Origin of the sequence: Sulfurospirillum halorespirans DSM 13726, from assembly GCF_001723605.1 — a bacterium.
Classification (GTDB): domain Bacteria; phylum Campylobacterota; class Campylobacteria; order Campylobacterales; family Sulfurospirillaceae; genus Sulfurospirillum; species Sulfurospirillum halorespirans.
In genome coordinates, this window is the sequence record NZ_CP017111.1 from 832859 (window position 1) to 850743 (window position 17885).

At 44.7% G+C, this 17885-nt stretch carries 13 protein-coding genes and 1 pseudogene; 4 read left to right on the forward strand and 10 right to left on the reverse strand.

Annotated features, from left to right (window positions below; translation table 11 throughout):
* Positions 1–126: 126 nt before the first annotated feature.
* The 8 genes and pseudogenes from SHALO_RS04140 to SHALO_RS04175 all read right to left on the reverse strand — a co-directional run bounded on the left by SHALO_RS04140 (position 127) and on the right by SHALO_RS04175 (position 9840).
* On the reverse strand, positions 127–516 hold the full coding sequence (locus SHALO_RS04140) for a HepT-like ribonuclease domain-containing protein (RefSeq protein WP_238585286.1): 390 nt from the start codon (positions 514–516) through the stop codon (positions 127–129).
* Positions 500–790: a type VII toxin-antitoxin system MntA family adenylyltransferase antitoxin gene (mntA, locus tag SHALO_RS04145; protein WP_025343994.1), complete on the reverse strand. Its 291-nt coding sequence runs from the start codon at positions 788–790 to the stop codon at positions 500–502. Before mntA ends, SHALO_RS04140 begins: the two co-directional genes overlap by 17 nt.
* Positions 791–936: 146 nt before the next feature.
* Complete coding sequence (locus SHALO_RS04150; protein ID WP_069477482.1) at positions 937–2181, reverse strand: EAL domain-containing protein; 1245 nt, start codon at positions 2179–2181, stop codon at positions 937–939.
* Between the two features lie 30 nt (positions 2182–2211).
* Positions 2212–3111 carry an alpha/beta hydrolase gene (locus SHALO_RS04155; RefSeq protein ID WP_069477483.1) on the reverse strand — a complete coding sequence of 300 codons (900 nt, stop codon included), beginning with the start codon at positions 3109–3111 and terminating at the stop codon, positions 2212–2214.
* 22 nt (positions 3112–3133) lie between these two features.
* On the reverse strand, positions 3134–4162 hold the full coding sequence (locus SHALO_RS04160; protein ID WP_069477484.1) for an NADH:flavin oxidoreductase/NADH oxidase: 1029 nt from the start codon (positions 4160–4162) through the stop codon (positions 3134–3136).
* 10 nt (positions 4163–4172) lie between these two features.
* Complete coding sequence (locus SHALO_RS04165) at positions 4173–5573, reverse strand: efflux transporter outer membrane subunit (protein ID WP_069477485.1); 1401 nt, start codon at positions 5571–5573, stop codon at positions 4173–4175.
* Positions 5563–8689 (reverse strand): annotated as a pseudogene (locus SHALO_RS04170) (efflux RND transporter permease subunit). Before SHALO_RS04170 ends, SHALO_RS04165 begins: the two are co-directional and overlap by 11 nt.
* Positions 8689–9840, reverse strand: a complete 1152-nt coding sequence (locus SHALO_RS04175) for an efflux RND transporter periplasmic adaptor subunit (RefSeq protein ID WP_069477486.1) — start codon at positions 9838–9840, stop codon at positions 8689–8691. Before SHALO_RS04175 ends, SHALO_RS04170 begins: the two are co-directional and overlap by 1 nt.
* 152 nt (positions 9841–9992) lie before the next feature.
* On the opposite strand from SHALO_RS04175, the gene SHALO_RS04180 reads away from it, so the two are divergent.
* The 4 genes from SHALO_RS04180 to dnaE all read left to right on the forward strand — a co-directional run bounded on the left by SHALO_RS04180 (position 9993) and on the right by dnaE (position 16548).
* Positions 9993–10391, forward strand: coding sequence for a PAS domain-containing protein (locus SHALO_RS04180; RefSeq protein ID WP_069477487.1), 399 nt, complete (start codon positions 9993–9995; stop codon positions 10389–10391).
* Positions 10388–12091, forward strand: coding sequence for a cache domain-containing protein (locus SHALO_RS15435; RefSeq protein WP_069477488.1), 1704 nt, complete (start codon positions 10388–10390; stop codon positions 12089–12091). Before SHALO_RS04180 ends, SHALO_RS15435 begins: the two co-directional genes overlap by 4 nt.
* A gap of 125 nt (positions 12092–12216) precedes the next feature.
* The gene (locus tag SHALO_RS04190; RefSeq protein WP_069477489.1) at positions 12217–12729 is read left to right on the forward strand and encodes a FlxA-like family protein; all 513 of its coding nucleotides are present in this window, start codon (positions 12217–12219) and stop codon (positions 12727–12729) included.
* A 270-nt stretch (positions 12730–12999) separates the two neighbouring features.
* Positions 13000–16548, forward strand: a complete 3549-nt coding sequence (dnaE, locus tag SHALO_RS04195; protein ID WP_069477490.1) for a DNA polymerase III subunit alpha — start codon at positions 13000–13002, stop codon at positions 16546–16548.
* Here dnaE and SHALO_RS04200 read toward each other — a convergent pair.
* Positions 16545–16808, reverse strand: coding sequence for a hypothetical protein (locus SHALO_RS04200; protein WP_069477491.1), 264 nt, complete (start codon positions 16806–16808; stop codon positions 16545–16547). The two genes, dnaE and SHALO_RS04200, sit on opposite strands and share 4 nt — an antisense overlap.
* Complete coding sequence (locus SHALO_RS04205) at positions 16809–17825, reverse strand: sensor histidine kinase (protein ID WP_069477492.1); 1017 nt, start codon at positions 17823–17825, stop codon at positions 16809–16811.
* Positions 17826–17885: the final 60 nt, after the last annotated feature.

Here is a 17885-nt window from a genome sequence, read left to right on the forward strand (position 1 = left end):
TGTTTATGCACGTTGTGTTCCATAAGCTTACGTGATGTTTGAAGCTTTGTTTTTTAAAGTTTTTAAAGTTATTAAACGCGGAGGGTTTGCTGAAATGGTCGTCATAAAAATAGAGTAGAGACTTTTTTAAAGCTTTTTTCCCAAGTCATTTTGCATCTGCTTAAGCACCATCAACACATCAGCAATATTGTTTTTACAAATACCAAATATCATTTCTGCATCCAAATCAAAATAGTGATGCGATATAAAATCTCGAATCCCTTTTATCTTTTTCCACTCAATCTGTGGGTAAGCGGTCAAAAGCTTTTTATCGGTGATTTTGTCGATGTTTTTTAAACTTTCACCTATGGCGATGAGCTTCATACAAATGCTGTCTAATTTTTCTTGTCCCTCTTTGGTGTCCATAAAGTCATTTTGACAGGTTGCAAACGCACATCGCTCTTGTACGATCACGATAGCTTCGATAATCTGTTCTAAAATATCAAGAACGAGCTCTTTATCATACATAGATGCCATCCCTTAAAATCCTCTTTTTTAAAGCAGGATTCATCTTTTCTCGCAGTCTTACGACATCTACTTTTGTATCAAATGCTTTTTCTAAACGCTCTTTGAAATCATAAAGCAAAAAATAATCACTCAGGCTCGTGTCTATGGCTATGTCGATGTCGCTGTCATCACGGTTTTCATCTCGTGCAAATGAACCAAAGAGGGCAATGTTTGAAATATGGTATTTTTGAGCAAATTCATCTTTGTGATTTTTCAAGTACACCAAAATCGCATCTTTTTTCACTATTTCCCTCCTTATATCATTCATGTTCATTTTTTCTTAAGGAAGTATAGCAAAAATGCAATAGCTTATCGGTTCACATTTGCGCGATAGAAACAGGAAAATAGACTACTTTAAATGATTCCCCACTTTCTTTACATGTAAACAGGTTACCGAAGCACTAAACTCGCAAACGGCTTAGGTTCACTGAAATGGTACCCCTGAAAATAGTCAATCCCAAGCTCTTTACATGTAAGGTATATCTCTTCGTTTGCGACGAATTCTGCGACAGTTTGCATGCGCATTTTTTGTGCGAAGGTGACCATGGTTTCGACGACGGCTTTGTGGATGGCGTTTTTGTGGATGTTTTTAATTAAGCTTCCATCGATCTTGATGAAATCGGCTTGGAGTTTGACGAGGTATTCAAAATTCGAGTAGCCTGTTCCAAAATCATCGATGGCGATTTTCACACCTTGGCTTTTGAGTGAGCTTAAAAACGAGATCACTTCGGGGTGATTTTCGATGCCTTCGCCCTCGGTGACTTCAACGGTCAAGCGATCTGCTACGTTAAATTCGTACATTTTTTCAAACAAAAAGTCGATGCGGTTTTGATCTAGTATATCACTGAGTGCGAGGTTGATCGAAAATTCGGCGTGTTTGTCAGCAAAAAAAACAAACGATTTTTGAATGACGATTTTGGTGATCGCGCCATACAGATTGGCACGTTTGGCATGGTCTAAAAAAAGGTACGGCGAGATAATGCGCCCATCGGGGTGATGCAGACGCACCAAGCACTCAAATTTGGGGATTTTACCCCCTTCGATACTTTGCGCAAAGACATCAAAACGCCCTTTTTTCAGCCCCTCACGAATCGTCCGCTCCCACTCAACATCGGCTCTTGCAGTGGATTGGGGCGTGCACAACGAAGGAATCGCAGCATCGTACACCATCAAATCTTTGCCAATGCGTTTAGCCTGTTTGATCGCAAATTCGGCGTTGAGAAAAAGGTCGTCGTAGCCGATGGCAACACCGATGCGAAGCGGTGTGTAGATGCGCTCATTCGCCACTTCGATGGGCGAGTAACCAAAATACCAGAGGCATGATTCGATATTTTGCAAGAAGTGTTCAAGCGCGACCTCTTTTCCTGCAAGAATCGCAAAAAGATCGGCACCCAAGTGAAAAACGACGGCTCCTGAAAAGCGACGTTTGAGTCTTTGTGAGATGGTTTTTAAGATTTGATCGCCGACTTCGTAGCCAAAGGTGTGATTGAAATTCCAAAAGCCATTGACGTTGAGGAGGGCGAGTTTATTGGCGGTTGAGTTTGCAAGGGTGTTGACAAAGCGCTGACGATCGGGCAGTTCGGTGAGAGGGTGAATTCTGCCGTATTTTAATTCGTACTTGAGCTCTTTTCGCATCCTTGCTTAACCCTTATAGTAATAATTTTGTTATTGTACTATCACACTCTTTAAAAAATCATCGACCGCTTTGGTGTAGGTGGCGTCATATCCCAATAATTGATTGATCTCTTTGTGGCTCATATTCTCTTTAAGCAACAGCGTCTTGGTTCCAAGGGAAGCCGCTTTTTGAAGAAATTTCTCGGCTTGGGAGCAAGAGTCATCCCGTTTGGTGGAGCAAACCGCGAGAAGCGGCATACGAGCGGAGCTTAGTTGATGAAACGGTGAGAGGCTTTGCCAATACGCAGGATCGCTTCCAAACGCGTGATCGTACAAGCGCATATGCTTGGCACTCATCAGGGCTGGTGTGTCCATCACCGCGCTGTCGAGTGAAATAGCTGCGATGGGTGGTGTGATAGCGTTAGTAGCGTACAAGGCGTTTGAAGAGGCGATCATCACGATGATATGCGCTCCAGCGGAGTGTCCCATCACAATAAATTGAGCTCTGTTCCCGCCCCAAGAGGCACTTTTTTCTTGCGCAAACCCGAGCGCTTTCGCTACTTCTTTGACCTGCTCGCTCACCGGTGCATCGGGGAGCATTTTGTAGTTGGTGGAGATGACGATGTAGCCTTTTTTGACCCAATAATTGACCTTGTTTTCCACCACGCTTTGAGACGTTTTATCGCCAATGCGCCATGCCCCGCCGTGTACCATAAAGATGACGGGTGAGAGGGAGGAGGTGTTTACATGTAAAGGGGTGTAAACGTCCAAACGCTCTTTGGCATCTGCTCCATAGCTGACATTGGCGATGAGACGAATCTCTTTGGAAAACCGTGCTTCTTTCTCTTCATCCTCTTCGCCTCCAAGACTCAAACGATCGCGCAAAATGCCTGCGTGCAAACTTTGAAAGAGTACAAGCGTTAAAAGCGCAAAAAAGAGTTTCTGAACCATTTAAAACTCCTTACATGTAAAGTTAAAAGGCTCTCAAATACGAAGGCTCGATCAATGCTTTTTTCCCCTCATCTTTGGCTGTGAAAAAGACAAAATTGGGGTTGCGCAACAGCTCTCTTCCGTAAGCAACCAAATCGCAAAAACCGCCGTTTAAAAGCTTTTCGCCTTCTTCGGCAGTGGTAATGAGTCCGACGGCAATCGTTGGAATCTCAACACTTTCACGAATCACTTTGGCGTAAGCGGCTTGGTAAAGGGGAACAAGGGGAGGCATCTTTTGCGCTTCATTGTTACCACCTGCTGAGACGTGAATCATCGCAACACCAATGCTTTGAAGCTGTTTGGAGAGGTAAATACTCTCTTCAACATTCCAACCCTTTTCCATCCATTCATCGGCACTGATGCGCACAAACAGAGGCACCTCTTTGGTCGCATCTAAGATCGCTTGCGCCACTTCGAGGACAAATGCACAACGGTTTTCCAAACTGCCACCGTACTTATCGGTGCGTTGGTTCGAAAGAGGCGATAAAAATTCGCACAACAGATAACCGTGTGCGGCGTGCAATTCAAGGAACTCATACCCTGCATACGTCGCGCGAAGGGCGGCTTGCACAAAGTGTTTTTTGACAGTTTCTAACTCTTCAAGGCTGAGCTCATGCGGGAGTTTGTACCCGTTTGTTGCACTAAATGCAATCGCACTAGGTGCGACAGGCGAGGAAGAAGCGCAGATACTTTTGCGTCCTGCATGCGCGAGTTGTATGCCCATTTTGGCACCGTATTCATGGCACAACTGAACCAACTGTTGATGCCCTGGCACTTGCGCGTCATCCCAAAGACCCAGATCGGTTTCGCTGATGCGACCACGCGCTTCAACCGCCGTGGCTTCAACGATGATCAACCCCACACCTCCGATTGCACGCGTCGTGTAATGCACAAGGTGAAAGGGAGTCACTTCGCCATCACTCTCGGCTTTATACATGCACATCGGTGGCATCACCACGCGGTTTTTAAGGGACAGTCCGTTCTCTTCGTAAGGGCTTAACAGTAGGCTCATTTTCACTCCTTTAGTTTACATGTAAAAGTTCAGCTTCATTCCAACCGCCACCGAGGGCTTTAAAGAGTTCGGCTTGGTCGGTCAAAAGGGCTTGCTTGGTGGCGATGACACTCAAAGAACTACTGAGCACCCCTTTTTGTGCGTCTAGGACTTCAAGCTGGTTCGCAACGCCTTGATTGAAACGTTTGGTCGAGAGGTCTAACACTTTTTGGTAGGCTTTGAGTTCTTCTTGTTGAAAGACAAGGCGGCTTTGGGCTAGATTCTCTTTTGCAAGGGCGTCATGCACCTCTTTGTACGCTTTCTTCACGGTTTGCTCATAGCTTACTAAAGACGATTGCAAATCGGTTTCGGAGATGGAAACACGCTGTTTGATGCGCCCAAAATCAAAAATGGGCACACTGAGGCTGGGTCCCAAACTCCAACGATTCGCACTGGATTTGAGGATATTGCCCAGGTCATCGCTTTGTTGACCGTAACTGCCTGTCAGACTAATTGTCGGGAAATAAGCGGCTTTTTCAACCCCAATGAGTGCATTTTTGCTTTTGAGATTCTCTAAAGACTCTTTAATATCGGGGCGATTTTCCATCAAACTGGAAGGCACGCCTTGGGGAATCGCAAGTGCGCTTGGCAGGGTCGCATCTGTTTTTAACTCTTCAAAAAGTGCTTGCGGACTTTTACCGACCAAAATGGCTAAGGCACTTTTTTGAAGCGCAAAACTCTCCATCAAGCTGTTTTGAGAGGCTTTGGCATTGTTGTACTGCGCGAGGGCTTGGTTGGCTAAGAGATCGCTGATCGTGCCTGCTTTTTGCTGTTTGGAGCGAAATTCATAACTCTCTTTATAGGCTTGAGCGGTTTGCTCGAGCACACGCATGCGCGCTTGCAGGGAGGCTAGGTTAAAGTAAGCGCTGATCACATCGTGAATGAGGGTATTGCGAACCGTTTCACGTGCGGCCTGTGTGGCTAAGTACAGCGACCAGCTGGATTCACTCTGATTAGAAAGTCGTCCCCAAAAGTCGATCTCATAGGAGAGCGTACCACTCATAGCAAAATCGGAATACTCCGCTCCCTTGTTTTTCGTTGAGTAGGCTTCATCGCTGGTTTTTTGACGCGTGTTACTGGCGTTAGCATTGAGCGTTGGGAGCTCGTTAGCCGTGTTCAGTCCATACGTTTGGCGTGCTTTAAGCACTTTGAGCGCTGAAAGCTTGAGATCGTCACTGCCAAGAAGTGCTTCATCCACGAGGGCATTGAGCTTGGCGTCGTTAAACTGCTTCCACCACTCTTTGTTTACATGTAACGCTTCTTGGGCGCTTTTGGGTTGCTCCATTTGAGGAACATTAAGCTCAGGTTTGAGCGAACATCCACCCAAAAAAAGGATGGTAACAAAGGATAAAAGGGTAATGCTACGAGTCATGAACGACTCCTTTTTTGGTAAACTTTTCTTTCGTTTTCATAATCAGATAGAAAAAGAGCGGTACAAAAAACGTACCGATCAAGGTGAGTGTAATCATACCACCCACAACCGTTGTTCCGATGATATGACGGCTATTCGCACCCGCTCCCGTACTTAGAGCCAGTGGCAACGTTCCTGCGATAAAGGCAAACGAGGTCATAACGATTGGTCGGAAACGAATGCGCGCCCCCTCAATCGTAGCGTCGATCAAACTGTAACCTTCAGTGAGCTTTTGCATCGCAAATTCCACCATCAAAATTGCGTTTTTAGACGAAAGCCCCACGAGCGTCACCAGACCCACTTGGAAGTAGATGTCGTTTTGCAAATCTCTAAAATAGACCGCGAGTGCCGCGCCCAAAAGTGCAAATGGAACGGCTAAAACGATCGCAAACGGAATCGTCCAGCTCTCATACAGTGCCGCCAAGATCAAGAAAACAAAGATGATGGCATAGATAAAAGCGGTATTGCCACTTTTTTCAAGCAATTTTTCTTGGTACGAAGTACCTGACCAAGCGATGGTGTAGCCGTTTGGAAGCACACTTTTTGCGACCTCTTCGATGACGCGAAGTGCGTCACCTGAGCTGTAGCCTGGACTTGGCTGACCTGAAATTTGCGCCGCTTGGAACATGTTGAACTTTTGAACAATCGAAGGGCCTACGATGCGTTTAATGCTCGCAAGGGAGCTGATCGGGATGAGCCTTCCTTCGCTGGATTTGACAAAAACATCGTTGTAATTTTCCGTCCCTTCTCTAAAGGTGCTGTCACTCTGAACATTGACGTGGTACGTTCGCCCAAAGAGGTTAAAGTCGTTGGTGTAAGTATTGCCAAAAGTCGCTTGAATGGTGGTAAAGATGTCCGCAGTATCGACACCCAGCGATTTCGCTTTTTCGGTGTCAACGTTGATGAGAAATTGCGGCACATTGGTGTTGATGGTCGAACGCATCGCAGAGAGCTCTTTTCGTTCCGCCGCTTTGGCCAAGATCTCTTTCACATAGCCATCGAGCACTTGAATGTTCCCGCCCGTTCGATCTTGCACAAACATCTCAAAGCCACCCGTGGTACTCATACCCATAATCGGTGGTGGCGTTACGGCGATCAAAAATGCCTCTTTATTTTGAGACAGACCACCCATCATTTTACCCGCAATCGCTTGCGAAGTTTGATCCGCGTTGGGTCTTTCATCCCAAGGACGAAGACGAATAAAGCTAATACCCGAATCGGTTTTATACGCGTTGATAATAAAATCAAGCCCCGACATCGCTCCCACACGAATGACATCTGGGTTGGTAAAGGCAAAGTCACTGACTTGTTGGCTGACCTTTTGCGTTCGATCCAGTGAAGCACCGGGCATAAGGTTGTTGATGATAAGGATCATACCTTTGTCTTCGTTTGGAACCAAACCTGTAGGGATACGTGCGGTGATAAGGAAAATCGCAGCAATGAGGATACCAAAAATCGCAATGTTCATGACACCAAAGCGAATTGTTTTGCGCACTCCCGTTGAGAAAAGTTGCGTTCCCACTTCAAAAAAGTCATTAAATTTTTGAATAAACCAAAACGGTGCACTCTCATGTTTACGCAAAAGAAGGGCACACAATGCAGGCGTTAAGGTCAATGCCACGATACCCGAGATAGTAACGGAGATGATGACGGTCATCGCAAACTGTTTGTACATCGTACCGCTAAAACCACCCATAAACGCAGCCGGTACAAAGACCGCACATAAAACCATCACGATGGCGATAACAGGACTGGTGATCTCTTTCATCGCCTTAATCGTCGCATCTTTGACACTGAGCTCTTCTTCTTCTCTTAAAATACGCTCAACGTTCTCAATGACGACAATCGCATCATCAACAACCAGACCAATGGCTAGGGTCAAACCAAAGAGGGTCAGTAGGTTGATCGAAAAACCTGCGATATAAAAGCCTGCAAAGGTTCCAATGATGGAGACAGGAATAGCAAGAACGGGAATAAACGTTGCGCGCAAATTGCCCAAAAAGAGGTAGATGATACCTACAACAAGCGCAATAGAAAGAATCAACGTAAAGATCACTTCGTGGATCGATTCGCGTACGAAAATGGTCGGATCATACGCCGTGTCAATTTCAAGATCGCTTGGGAAGTTGGGTGAAATCTCCGCCAATTTTTGCTCCAAAAGGTTGGAAACTTCCAGTGCATTGGCGCCTGAGGCTAAGAAAATACCAATAGGAATCATCGGTTTGTTGTTAAAAATACCGCTAAAATAGTACGACTCGACGCCCAGTTCGACGTTGGCAACATCTCCTAGTCTTAAGGATGAGCCATCGCTGTTGGATTTGATGATGATTTTCTCAAATTCACTGGCGTTTTTAAGTCTGCCATCGGTTTTCACCGTGTAGGTATAAGTGGGCTGTTTTGCCATCGGCTCTTGTCCGATTTGACCTGCGGCGTACTGCTCATTTTGGCTTTTGATCGCATTGATCACTTCCGCGGTGGTGAGATCATAGGTTGATAATTTATCAGGCTTGATCCAGACGCGAATGGCGTAGTTTTTATTTCCAAAAATGGTCACATCACCGATGCCAGGGATGCGCTTCAGATCATCCACGATGTTGACAAGCGCGTAATTAGAAATGAACGTTGTATCGTGCGAATTGTCTTTGGAGGTAAGTGTTAAAACTTTGAGGATGTCAGGAGAGCGCTCTCTGGTGGAAACACCTTGCTTGCGCACCGCTTCGGGTAGTTTGTTGGTGGCGATTTGCACACGGTTATTCACATCGACTTTGGCTTGTGCGACATCCGATCCAATTTGAAAATAGACGTTGATGCTTACATTGCCACTGGGAGAGGCGGTGGTGGTCATGTAGAGCATATTGGTCACACCATTGATCCTCTTCCAAAGGTGCAGCCACCGTCGTTGCAATGGTTTGCGCATCCGCACCAGGATACGTTGCAGAGACGATGATCTGCGGAGGTGCGATGCTAGGATACTCTTGAATAGGCAGCGATTTGATCGCAATGATACCTGCCAAAATAATCACAATCGAAACAACGGTTGCAAAAATAGGGCGGTTGATAAAAAACTTCGAAAACATTATTTTGCCTCTTCGTTGATCACTTTATCCACCTTCACAGGTGCTCCTGCTTTGATTCTAAAGAAGTTGTTGACGATGACCACATCGCCAGCTTTAAGACCACTTTCAATCACATAGTCATTCTCACTCGCTTCGCCCATTTTCACAGGTTTAACGACCGCTTTGCCCTCTTCAACGACAAAGACAACGGTGCCAAGAGGGTTTTGAAGTACCGCTTTTTGTGGTACTTTTATGACGTTGTTACGGGTTAAACCCACCAAATTGACCTTAACAAATTGGTTGGGAAGTAGCTCTTTGCCTTCGTTTTTAAAGGTCGCACGCGCTTTGAGTGAGCCTGTTTTGGCATTGAGTGAGCTGTCTAAAAAGTCAACCATACCCATCTCTTTAAATTTCGCATCGCCAATCTGTAAAGAAGCTTTGAGTTTACCCTCTGTTGGGTTTGACCATTTGCCATTTTTGATGTTGTATTTTTGCTTCATCACATCAATATCAGGAATCGAAAACTCTACATGTAAAGGAGTGATTTGCGTGATGTCGACTAATGCCGTACCATCGGTAACAAGGGCTCCTACATCGACTTGCTTCAGTCCTGTCATACCGCTCATTGTGGCTTTAATCGTGGTACGATCTAAATTAATGCTTGCCGTTTGCAAAGATGCTTTAGCACTCGCAAGACTCGCTTTGGCCCCTTCATAGGTCCAATACGCACTGTCTTTTTCTTGCTCACTCGAAGCGCCTGATTCAAAAAGGGTACGAATACGATCCCAATCTTTGGACGCTTTTTGCAGTTGAACATCCAGAGAATTCACGTTGGCTTTGGCAAGATTGAGCGCTGCTTCATAGCTATCTGGCTCGATTTTATAAAGCACATCGCCCTCTTTGACAAAATCACCTTCATTGAAGAATTTCTTCATCAAAATACCATTGGCACGTGCTTTAATCGTGACGCTTTGCGAACTGATTGTTTTACCAGGGTATTGCAGGCTTAAAGCCTCTTCTTTTGCGGCAGCGATTTTGTAGACATCCACAGCAGGGGCTGGGGCGTTGGTGGTTGCAGGGGAAGGCTGTTTTTTTGCCTCTTCCGCATAACTTTGAGTGCCAAGAGCAAGGCACGTGACCAAAAGAAAGATCTTCTTATTGAGTAAAAACATCAGCATTCCTTAAATATGATTATAATTTAATTAAATTGTAACATATTGGGATTAATAGTAGGTAAATAACAATGGGTGGAGTAGGCGTTTAATCATCTTTAAAACAAACACACCTTATACTCAAATCAAAGACGCGTTTAAGGAATAGACAGATGCAAACCGTAGGTGATGAGATTTTGTTAGATGAAACCTCTTTGTTGGTCTCCGAAACAGATGCAAAGGGAACTATTGTTTATGCGGATGAAACCTTTGTCAAATTTTCTGAGTATAGCTTGGAAGAGCTCATTGGAAAACCCCACAATATGATTCGCCATCCCGATATGCCCAAAGCGACATTTAAAGAGCTTTGGGAGAGCCTTAAAAAAGGCAATGTTTGGCAAGGATTTGTTAAAAACCGTACCAAAAGCGGTAAATTTTACTGGGTTTACGCCACCATCTTTCCTTTTGGCAAAGACCATTATCTCTCTGTGCGAAAAATGGCAAGCAAAGATGAGGTCGAAAAATACACCCAACTGTACGCCACTATGCGTGCAAGTGAGAGGCAAAAATGAGACAGTTAAGCATTCAATTTAAAGTAACCTTGTTGCTGATGATCTCATTGGTACTCACCGCGGTGATCTCGACAGTGGTCGTGGTCGTTTTGATGCAAAAAGAGGCGGATGAACGCTTGGATGGGATTCGAGCGATCATGGCACGTGAAAAAGTAGAAGCGCTCTCTGATAAGGTCAAAATTGCGCATCATGTGGTCAATTCATTTTACGAGGCACTGCAAAAAGAGCCTGAAAAAGAAGCACCTGATGTGCTCAAAGCGTATCAAGAAAAAGCCAAAATGGCGGTCAAACAGCTTCGCTTTGGCGAAGATGGCTACTTTTGGATTAACGATTTTGCTCCTAAGATGGTCATGCACCCGATTAAACCAGCTTTAGATGGTTCGGATTTGAGCCGATCAAAAGATCCTGCGGGTAAATTTTTATTTAACGAAATGGTGGACGTGGCTTCCAAACAGGGAAAAGGTGTGGTGAATTACCAGTGGGAAAAACCAGGTTTTAACACGCCTCAAGCAAAAATCTCCTTTGTCGAAGCCTTTAAGCCATGGGGTTGGATCATTGGAACGGGTGTGTACGCTGATGATATTGATGCTTTGGTTGAGAAAGAGAAGCAAAAACTGGATGAGGCACTTTTGGAGATGGTGGTGCGCAACAGCCTGATTCTTTTGGTGGTCGTCATCTTTTTTTCACTTTTTTCACGCTATTTGAGTCAAAAACTCATTGGTCGTCGTATGGCGGATTTGAAGCGGTATGTGGAGGATTTTGGGCTTTATGTGACCAATAAAAAGAACGTGATCGATTTTCAGTTGGAAGATGCGTCGATGGATGAGATAGGCTCAACCATTCGCGTGATCGATAAGACGTTTAAAGATTTTGAAAAGCTTCGTTTGGATGATGTGCGTGTCGTGGGCGAGGTACTCATCATCTGCTCTAAAATGTCCAAAGGCTACATGGAGAACAAAACCTCGTATGTTTCATCAAACTTTTTGACCAATCGCCTCTCATACGAGATCGATGGGATGATTGCAAAAGTCAATGAAGTGATGGATGCAACACTGGTCTCTTTGAAAAATTTCCAAAAAGGGGATTTTAGCCAGCCGATTTCGATTCAAACCCATGGTGAGCTTCAAGAGTTGGTCGAAGGGGTGAATGCGCTAGGAAGTGCGCTCTCTTCGATGATCAGTGAAAATGCTGAACAGAGTGCAAAAATCCATGAGAATGCTAAGCATCTCGCAGATTCTGTTGCGACCATTAAAAATGAGCCTTTGAGCGATCTTAATCGCATTGTGAAAAAAACGACCATGTCGATGCAAGAGATGGGCTCGATTCAGCAACATCTTGCCGATACATTAAGCACGCTAACCCACAACGCGAAAGAGGCGAATGATATTTTAAATATGATTGGCGATATTGCCGATCAGACCAATTTGTTAGCCCTCAATGCTGCCATCGAAGCGGCGCGCGCAGGTGATCACGGGCGTGGGTTTGCCGTTGTTGCCGATAATATTCGTGAACTTGCCGATAAAACCAGCCACTCTTTGACGCAAATCCAAGCAACTATTGGGGTTATCGTGGGTGGCATCGTCGATAGCTCGGCTAAAATGAGTCACAACGCCAAAGAGATGAACAGCCTCACCAAAGATGTCGAAGAGATCGAAGAGAAGACCGGTGACATCTTAAACATCATGAGTAAATTGGGTTAAAAATCCTTACATGTAACGTGAAATTTCTTTACATGTAAGGTCTCTTATGAACTGTTTTCCCTTCATTTTTTTGAAGAATGCCCGATATGGTTAACGGGGGCAAATGAAAACATAAGGAGATGGTCATGAGCACCATTAACACATCGTATTCATCCCAAGTTCTGGTCGATCAAAATACCGCCAGTAGTAGTTCAGCACTCTTAACTTCAACGAATGAAGAAGAAGAGGAGAGTACAACCAGTTCGAGCAGTCTACCTGTAGACACCGTTGAAATTTCCGATGAAGCAAAAGCGTTAGCCGCAACTAGCAGTAGCAGCTCAACGAGCACCAGCGAAGAGAGTTCAACTGAAAGTTCAACAACGAGTGAAAGTGAAAGTAGTAGCACCCAAAGCGGGGGCGCAAGTGCCACTTCTGGAACCAGTAGTGCGTCAACAAGCAGCAGTGACAGCATTGATGCACAAATCGAAGCGTTAGAGAAAAAAATTGCTGCACTCGAAAAAGAGATCGCAGCGGCACAACAAAAATCAAGTGGTGACGAAAAGAGTACTCAAGATGTCCAGGCGAAACAAGCCATGGTCGCATCGTATCAAGCGCAAATTTCCACCCTTGAAGCGCAGGCCGCTGAAACATCTGCCTAAAATCTCCCTGTTTGGCTTGGGCAAAAGCTTTACATGTAAACTTACATGTAAAGCTTTTAAGGCAACTCTTACACCCTCTTAAGTCCTCATTTGCTACAATAGATTCTAATAAACTTTTACACAATTCGATAGCATTAAAGCACCAAGGGTGCGTGGGCATTCCGCCAAGGAAAACCCAGTGTTAACGTAGTTTTCAGAGCTTTGCTTTGAAAGCGTGTTAAAAGTTCTAAAAGAACTTTAATGAAAAAACTAAATTATTGATGAGAAACGATGAGCGACACACCTTACACCCATTTACATTTACACACCGAATACTCCCTTTTGGATGGCGCCAATAAAATAGGCAAGCTTGCCAAAAAACTCAAATCCCAAGGCGTCACTTCGGTTGCGATAACCGATCATGGAAACATGTTTGGCGCGATTGATTTTTACAAAACGATGCGCAAAGAGGGCATTAAGCCCATCATTGGCATGGAAGCGTACATTCACAACCAAGATGACATCGGCGATAAAACGACCAAACAGCGTTTTCACCTCTGTTTGTATGCTAAAAATGAGGTCGGCTATAAAAATTTAATGTACCTCTCTTCGATGAGTTATATCAAAGGCTTTTACTACTATCCGCGCATTAACAAACAGATTTTAAAAGAGCATTCGGAAGGCTTGGTCTGCTCAGGGGCATGTCTGCAAGGTGAAGTCAACTGGCATCTCAATCTCAACAACAAACGCAACGTCCAATTTGGCGCGAAAGGGTATGAACGCGCTAAAGAAATAGCCCTTGAGTACAAAGCAATTTTTGGCGAGGACTTTTACTTAGAAGTGATGCGTCATGGCATTCCCGATCAACACTTTATCGACGATGACATTTTGCGTATCTCCCAAGAGACGGGCATCAAACTTATCGCCACCAACGACACCCACTACTTAGAGCAAGACAATGCCGAAGCGCACGAGGCGTTTATGTGTATCGCGATGAACAAAGAGTTTGATGATCCAAACCGTCTGCGCCACTCCGTGCATGAGTTTTATGTCAAATCACCCGCACAAATGAGCGACCTGTTTGCCGACATTCCTGAAGCGATTTCCAACACGCAAGAGATTGTCGATAAGTGCAATTTAGAGATTAAACTGGGCGATCCAACCCCTCCAAAATTTAAATTTACCAAAGAGTATGCCGCTAAAGAGGGGCTTACTTTTGAAAATGACGATGACTTCTTTGCCTATAAAAGTCGCGAAGGACTCGAAAAACGTCTTTTACATGTAGAGCCTAGCAAACACGAAGAGTACAAAGCAAGGCTTGAGCGCGAGATCAAAATCATCTGCGATATGAAGTTTCCGGGTTATATGCTCATCGTTTGGGATTTTATCCGTGAAGCCAAAGAGCGTGGTGTTCCTGTAGGCCCTGGGCGAGGTTCAGCCGCGGGAAGCTTGGTTGCCTTTTCGCTTTTTATCACCGACATCGACCCGATGCCATACAATCTGCTCTTCGAGCGATTTTTGAACCCTGAACGTATTAGTATGCCCGATATCGATATTGACTTTTGTCAAAGCAGACGGGGCGAAATCATTGACTATGTGGTCGAAAAATACGGTCGTTTCAACGTAGCGCAAGTCATCACCTTTGGTAAACTCTTAGCCAAGGGAGTCATTCGTGACGTGGCGCGCGTTTTGGCGATTCCTTACGCAGAAGCCGATGCGATGGCAAAACTGATTCCCGATGAGCTGGGCATTACACTCAACGGCATTGGCGTGGAGGGCGAAGAGGGCTACAAAGGTGGCGCGTACCAAAAAGAGCCGAAGCTTCGTGAACTCATCGAAAGCAGTCCAAAAATGCAACGTGTTTGGAAGTTTGCGTTAGCGCTTGAAGGACTGAACCGAAACTCAGGTATGCACGCCGCGGGTGTGGTCATCAGCGATGAAGAGTTGTGGCATAAAACACCCCTTTATCAGCCCTCTGGCGAAGATCATCTCGTCACGCAGTATTCGCTCAATTACCTTGAAGATGTGGACTTAATCAAGTTCGACTTCTTGGGTCTGAAGACCCTTACGGTGATTGATAATGCGCTTAAATTGATTAAGTTACGTTACCAAAAAGAGATTGATTTTACGACGATTGATATGAACGATCCCAAAGTGTATGAGTTGATTCAAAGTGGCGATACGGTGGGACTGTTTCAGATCGAATCCAGTGGTATGCAATCACTCAATGAACGCCTTAAACCGACCAACTTTGAAGATCTTATTGCGGTGTTGGCATTGTACCGTCCAGGTCCGATGGAATCAGGCATGTTGGATGACTTTATCGACCGTAAAAATGGTCGTAAAGAGATCAGCTATTTCTTTGATGAGTTTACAGAACCTCTTCGTCCGATCTTGGAGCCAACCTATGGGGTTATCGTTTACCAAGAACAGGTTATGCAGATCGTTCAATCCATCGGTGGGTTTAGCCTTGGCGAAGCGGATTTGATTCGTCGTGCGATGGGTAAGAAAAAGATCGACTACATGAAACAAAAAGCCGAAGAGTTCGCGCAAGGTGCTGTCGATCAAGGCTTAGATCGTGCGCACGCCATTGAGCTGTTTGGACTGATCGAAAAGTTTGCAGGATACGGTTTTAACAAATCGCACTCCGCGGCGTACGCGATGGTTACGTTTGAGACCGCGTATCTGAAATGCTACTATCCGCAAGAGTTTATGGCGGCACTTCTCACCTCAGAGCAAGACAACACCGATAAAATCGTGAAGTACATTGATGAGGTCAAACGTCTTGGACTCAAACTTTTACCACCCTCCATTCAGCACAGTTTGATTGAGTTTAGTGCGATTACCGATGGTGATGGGCAAGAGGCGATTCTCTTTGGTATGGGAGCGATCAAAGGGGTTGGCAATGCGGCGATCAGTAAGATTTTAGAAGCCAGAGAAGGGGCACTCTTTTCCGATATGAGCGATTTTATCTCCCGCATTGACAGCTCTAAAGTCAATAAAAAAGTGTTGGAGTCGTTCATCAAATCGGGCAGTTTTGATGATTTTGGCTACTCCAGACGCGCTCTTTTAGAGGGGATTGATAGCATCATTGAAGCGAGTGCTGAGTGCAGTCGTGCGAAAAAGATGGCGGAATACTCCTTATTTGGCGACGCCGAAGAGATGACAACCGTACATGTAAGCATCGAAAATATCCCCGAATTTGATAACAAACGTATGCTGGAACTGGAAAAAGAGACCATTGGTTTTTACATTTCAGGACATCCTCTTGATGCGTTTAGAGCCGAAATTGATGAGATGAGTTATACGCTTTCCAGTGAAAAAGATCAGATCGAAGATGGCAGTAAAGCGCTGTTTATCGGCAAAGTAGAAGGCATTACGGAGAAGATCAGCAAAAAAGGGAATAAATTTGGCATCATCTCGCTGATGGATTTTCACGGCTCGATGGAGCTCACGGTGTTTGAAAAGCAACTCGAAGCACTCTCACGAATGGACATTGAAAAACCGCTCTGCTTTAAAGTCGATGTGAGCAACGATGGGCAAAACACCAAAATGCGCGTCATGAAAATCATGGAACTCAGTGATGCTAAAAAAGAGAAGATCGAAACCAAAGTCATTGAAGTGCCACTTGATCCAAAGGTACTTTTGATTGATCTGAGTGATGATTCCAGCAAGCTGGAATTTTTATACCAAATCGTACGCGAGAGTGCAGGGCGCAGACCTTTGCATCTGGTCATTACCTCCAAGTTGCAAGATGTGCTCATCGAAACAGGTTTTGGCGTGGATGATAGCATCGACGAGAAACTAGCAGGAATGGAGTTTGTGAAGGTGGTTGCTTAAACCACCTTCACGCCAAAATACCATGTAATGATGCAACAATAAATCGGATGACTCCACAAAATACAAAGGGCTCCTAGCGTGATCGCGCAACCAATGAAGAGAGCTACGGTGAGAAGTCCAAGCGAAGTAGGCACCAAATTCTCAGGCACGGTTTTGATAAATGCGATCTGAAAAAAGATCACCACGACAATAATGGGCATTAAATCTTTGGAAGAGTTTTTAAAATCCGTTGCAAAAAGGAGCAAACTCTCTTTAAACATTTAGCGTCCTATTTTAATTTCAAAACCTTTAGGATCTTCGAGTAAATTGATCTTACCACCATGTGCTTGAATAATCTGCAAAGAAAGAGCCAGTCCAAGCCCATTTCCCTTCGTTTTGGTCGTTTTGAAGGGTTCGAAAAGAATGTTTTTATTTTCAATAGGCTTGCCATCATCCTTTACATGTAAAAGAATAAACGCATCATCTTCCACATACGCGATGCTGACTAAGCCACTCTCTTTTTCACACTCTTCAATCGCATCGATGGCATTAAAAATGAAGTTTTGAATGACCAAATTGAGAAGCTCAAAATCGGCTTTGATCTCGACGTGTGGCAGGTCAAACTGAAAGGTAACCTCTTTGGTGTACGAGTAGTGCGAGATGGCTTGTTCACACTCTTTAATTAAGCGATCAAGGTAAAAATAGCTGGGGTTGATCTGAACATTTTTAGTGAAAAGCAGGGTTGCTTTGATAATGCGTTCCACCCGCCAAATCGCTTTTTTGATCTCGGTCACAAGAGGCTTCACACTCGGATCGACCTTTTTAAGCAGCGTGGAAGCGAGAAGCGAAACCGAACCGATGGGATTGCGGATTTCATGTGAGAGGTGCGCGGCGACTTGTCCCATGGAAACCAAGCGCTCTTGGCGTTTTCCCTCGGTGATGTCTGTGGCAGTGATGATCTTTTTATCGCTTTTGGTGACACCTTTAATAAGGTAAGAGCGCCCTTCAAAATCGATCTCACTCTCCTCTTCAAGCACCAACCCTTCTAAGATCGCGCCCATTTTTTTCGCTTCGCTGTTTTGCAAAAAGATAGCACCATCATTGTCAAAAACCCAAAGCGCATTGGGCTGTACTTCGATGATCTGGCGAATAAAATCTTGCAAGGTGGTGTAGGATTCGTTAAGCTTTTTATACTCATCTTCAATGACATACGTTTGGTTGATCAGATCTTCAAGCCCTTGTTTAAAGAGCTCTTTTTCTTTAGCGCTGAGGCTGTTGAGCAAATTTTCATCAATCATTTTTGATTCCCATCATCGCATAAGCTGTTTATAAAGGGTATAATACCCAAAAAGTTTTGG

Bases quoted from the DNA above. Each gene is read 5' to 3' on its own strand.
- SHALO_RS04140 (WP_238585286.1), bottom strand. From the start codon at position 516: ATGGCATCTATGTATGATAAAGAGCTCGTTCTTGATATTTTAGAACAG.
- SHALO_RS04150 (WP_069477482.1), bottom strand. From the start codon at position 2,181: ATGCGAAAAGAGCTCAAGTACGAATTAAAATACGGCAGAATTCACCCT.
- SHALO_RS04155 (WP_069477483.1), bottom strand. From the start codon at position 3,111: ATGGTTCAGAAACTCTTTTTTGCGCTTTTAACGCTTGTACTCTTTCAA.
- SHALO_RS04160 (WP_069477484.1), bottom strand. From the start codon at position 4,162: ATGAGCCTACTGTTAAGCCCTTACGAAGAGAACGGACTGTCCCTTAAA.
- SHALO_RS04165 (WP_069477485.1), bottom strand. From the start codon at position 5,573: ATGACTCGTAGCATTACCCTTTTATCCTTTGTTACCATCCTTTTTTTG.
- SHALO_RS04175 (WP_069477486.1), bottom strand. From the start codon at position 9,840: ATGTTTTTACTCAATAAGAAGATCTTTCTTTTGGTCACGTGCCTTGCT.
- SHALO_RS04180 (WP_069477487.1), top strand. From the start codon at position 9,993: ATGCAAACCGTAGGTGATGAGATTTTGTTAGATGAAACCTCTTTGTTG.
- SHALO_RS15435 (WP_069477488.1), top strand. From the start codon at position 10,388: ATGAGACAGTTAAGCATTCAATTTAAAGTAACCTTGTTGCTGATGATC.
- SHALO_RS04190 (WP_069477489.1), top strand. From the start codon at position 12,217: ATGAGCACCATTAACACATCGTATTCATCCCAAGTTCTGGTCGATCAA.
- dnaE (WP_069477490.1), top strand. From the start codon at position 13,000: ATGAGCGACACACCTTACACCCATTTACATTTACACACCGAATACTCC.
- SHALO_RS04200 (WP_069477491.1), bottom strand. From the start codon at position 16,808: ATGTTTAAAGAGAGTTTGCTCCTTTTTGCAACGGATTTTAAAAACTCT.
- SHALO_RS04205 (WP_069477492.1), bottom strand. From the start codon at position 17,825: ATGATTGATGAAAATTTGCTCAACAGCCTCAGCGCTAAAGAAAAAGAG.